Origin of the sequence: Streptomyces sp. NPDC127084, from assembly GCF_042724175.1 — a bacterium.
Lineage (GTDB): Bacteria > Actinomycetota > Actinomycetes > Streptomycetales > Streptomycetaceae > Streptomyces.
The window spans coordinates 1-2,832 of record NZ_JBHXFA010000314.1; the positions used below are offsets into that span (position 1 = coordinate 1).

A 2,832-nucleotide genomic window follows, 5' to 3' on the forward strand; every position below is an offset into this window, starting at 1 on the left:
GGCCTGGCTCCATCACTACAATCACCACCGCCCCCACACCGCAACCGGCGGCAAACCACCCATCACCAGGTTGACCAACGTCCCTGGGCAGTACAACTAGAACACCGGTACGCCGTCCCGGGTCAGCTTCCAGCCCACCGAGGCGAAGGCCGCCGGGTCGATCGTCCCCTTGGCCTGCGCCCACTGGATGATCGTGTTGCGGATCTCATCCGAGTTGGCCCACAGCTGCTGGGCCTTGGCCACATGCGGGAAGGCGCCGCCGCCGCTGGCCCGGTAGTTGTTCACCGCCAGCACGAACTGGGCCGCCGGATCGACCGGCTTGCCGTCGAACGACAGGTTGACGATCCGTGATCCGGACGGCTTGGCGATGTCGATCTCGTAGGTCACCCCGTAGACCGCGTCGTAGTTGTAGTCCGGGATGCTGTCGGCGTTCGTCAGCTTCGCCGTGTCCACCGGCGTCCCGGCCGCCGTCTGCACGTAGTACCGGGCCGAGTACTCCAGATAGTCCTTGAGCTGGGCGCCGGTCAGCAGCCGTGCCTCCAGTGTGTTCTCGAACGGGTAGAGCGCGGCCGCCTCGCGGATCGTCACCTGCCCCTGCGGGATCGACGCCGTACGGGAGAAGCACGAGGCCTGGGAGAGTACCGGCAGCGCGGCGTACTGACCGCCGGCCAGGGCCGCCTTCACCGTCTCCGCCTGCACATGGCTGATCAGGTCGATGATCGGCTCGTCCTTCCACGGCGCCGCGGCCGTGGTCATCGCGGCGGTCGATGTGCCGATGATCTGGTTGACGTACGCGACCACCTTCTTGTGCTCGTCCTCCAGCAGCCGCACGATCCGCGGGTCCTCGGCGGCCGTGTTCGAGTTGAGCACCTGAGCGCCCACCTTCTCGACACTCCAGCGGCCCTTCTGCCACACCAGCTCGAAGTCGAACAGGGTGAGCCGCTGGCCCCACTTGAGCGGCTCGGACAGCACGACCTGCTTGCCGGTCTCCTTGTTGGCGACCTTGTACTCGGCTATCTCGGTGTGCGCGTGCCCGACGAGGATCGCGTCGATGCCCGGCACCTGCTCGGCCACCAGCGCCGCCGCGTTCTCGATGTACGGGAGCTGGTCGCCGTACGAGGAGGTGCCGCTGGAGCCGGAGTGCGCCGACACGATGACGACGTCCGCACCCATCGAGCGCAGCTTCGGCACCCATTTGGCTGCCTGCTCCTCAAGACCGGGGAAGACCATCTTGCCGCTGACGTTGGCCTTGTCCCAGATCGCGATGCCCGGGTTGGTGAGCCCCAGGACCGCGACCTTCACGTCCCGTCCGCACGGGGTGCGCAGGCGGTGCATGCTGTACGGCCGGAACGCGGGACGCAGGGTCTTGGCGTCCAGGGCGTTGGCGCCGAGCAGCGGGAAGTCGCACTGCTCCTCGAACTTGCGCAGCACCGGGATGCCGTAGTTGAACTCGTGGTTGCCGAGTGCGGCGGCGTCGTAGCCGATGGCGTTCATGGCCTGCGCCATGGGGTGGACGGGGCCGCGCCGGGCCGTGATCGGGTCCACCTTGGCGTAGTAGTACGAGAGCTGGGTGCCCTGGATGGTGTCACCGGCGTCGATCAGCAGCGTGTTGCGCCGCCCCTTCTCCTGCCGCACCTGGTCGACCAGGGTGGAGATCTTCGCCAGGCCGACGTCGTTGTGGTTCTTGTCGTCGAACTCCTTGTCCGTGAAGTAGTCCCAGTTGAAGACGTTGCCGTGCAGGTCGGTGGTGCCCATCACGGTGAACGAGTAGCGCTTCGGCGGTCGTCCGTGGCCGTGGCCGGATGCATTGCCCTGAGCGGCGGCCGGAGTGGCGCCCACCGTCCCCGCGACGGCCGCACCGGCTCCCGCCGCGGCCGATCGGCCGAGAAACGTCCTGCGGTTGAGCGGCATGTGTTGATCTCCCTCGTTCAATGGCACAACGCGCGTAGATTCTGGCCCAGGCGCGGCTGGCTGCGAAAGTGTTCGGGGAACAACAGCGAGGGAGGCCACATGACGAATGACGCGGCGCCGTACGGAACCCCCGAAACCCCGCGAGTCGCGGTCCGCGGCGAGACGCGGCTCGAAGTCGACCCGGAGATCGCCCGGATCGGAGTCACCGTCAGCGCCCGCGGCAAGGACCGCAGGGCCGCGCTGGAGGACCTGACCAGCCGCAACGGCGAGGTCCTCGACCTGATCAAGTCATATGGCGACGCGGTCGAGAAGCTGGAGACCGGAGCGTTCTCCATCAGCCCCGAACTGAGCGCCCATGGCCGCGGCGAACGCGTCCGCGCATACCACGGCCGGGTCCGCGTCACCGCGGTACTCGCCGACTTCACGGCACTGGGGGAGCTCGTCACCCGCCTCGCCGACCTCGACCTCACCCACGTCGACGGCCCCTGGTGGTCCCTGCGCCCCGACTCCCCGGCCCACGCCGCCGCCCGCCGCCAGGCCGTTCTCGAAGCCGTCCGGCGCGCCCGCGAATACGCCGGCGCCCTCGGCGCCGAGCTCGCCGCCCTGGTCGAACTCGCCGACATCGGCGCGGAGTCCCCGGCGACGTACAACGGTCCCCGGCCCGCCGGTGCGATGCGCGCCGCCGCACCGTACGGGGGCGGGGCCGCTACCCCTGCCCCCGCCCTGGACCTCGAACCCCAGCGGCAGACGGTCTATGCCCAGGTGAACGCGCGCTTCACGATGACGCCACCGCAACTGTAGGGGCGCGGAAGGGGGGGGGGGGGGGGGGACGCGGCGGAGGCGGAGCGCGGAGGCCTGGGGGGGGAGTGTGGGGGGGGGGTGGTGTGGGTGGGGGTGGGGTGTGGGGTGGGGGTCTCTCGC

Annotated in this window: 2 protein-coding genes; one reads left to right on the forward strand and one right to left on the reverse strand. The window is 69.4% G+C overall.

Annotated elements, in window-relative coordinates; genetic code table 11:
* Nucleotides 1-96: 96 nt before the first annotated feature.
* Nucleotides 97-1,911 (reverse strand): bifunctional metallophosphatase/5'-nucleotidase, encoded by a 1,815-nt coding sequence (locus ACFWI9_RS33680; protein ID WP_387168948.1) that lies wholly within the window; start codon nucleotides 1,909-1,911, stop codon nucleotides 97-99.
* 99 nt (nucleotides 1,912-2,010) lie between these two features.
* Here ACFWI9_RS33680 and ACFWI9_RS33685 point away from each other — a divergent pair, with 99 nt between their 5' ends.
* Nucleotides 2,011-2,712, forward strand: coding sequence for an SIMPL domain-containing protein (locus tag ACFWI9_RS33685; protein ID WP_387168951.1), 702 nt, complete (start codon nucleotides 2,011-2,013; stop codon nucleotides 2,710-2,712).
* Nucleotides 2,713-2,832 lie beyond the last annotated feature (120 nt).